Genomic DNA, 531 nt, shown 5'->3' on the forward strand with positions numbered 1-531 from the left:
GCCTTACGCCGCTTTTTTCTTCGCGGTGATCAGCTTGCGGTTGATCAGGACCTCGGCGATCTGCACGGCATTGAGCGCCGCGCCCTTGCGCAGATTGTCCGATACGCACCAGAACGCGAGACCATTCTCCACCGTCGCATCCTCGCGGATGCGGCTGATATAGGTCGCGTCCTCACCGGCGGCCTCATAGGGCGTGACGTAGCCACCCGGCTCGTGCTTGTCGATCACGAGGCAGCCCGGCGCATTGCGCAGGATGTTGCGCGCCTCGTCCGCGGTGATCGGATTGGCGAACTCGACATTGACCGCCTCGGAGTGACCGACGAACACCGGCACGCGCACGCAGGTCGCGGTCAGCTTGATCTTGGGATCAAGAATTTTCTTGGTCTCCGCCATCATCTTCCACTCTTCCTTGGTGAAGCCGTCTTCCATGAAGACGTCGATCTGGGGAATGACGTTGAAGGCGATGCGCTTGGGAAACTTCTTATTGATCAGCTCGTCATTGGTGTAGACGGCCTTGGTCTGCGAGAACAA

The 531-nt window shown here is 59.3% G+C and carries 1 protein-coding gene; it reads right to left on the reverse strand.

Translation table 11 applies throughout. The features are described from left to right. Positions 1–3: 3 nt before the first annotated feature. Positions 4–531: aspartate-semialdehyde dehydrogenase (locus tag NS334_RS17280; protein ID WP_083500571.1), on the reverse strand; the 528-nt coding region annotated here is incomplete at its 5' end.

The organism is Sphingomonas endophytica, assembly GCF_001476895.1.
In the GTDB taxonomy this organism is placed as follows: domain Bacteria; phylum Pseudomonadota; class Alphaproteobacteria; order Sphingomonadales; family Sphingomonadaceae; genus Sphingomonas; species Sphingomonas endophytica_A.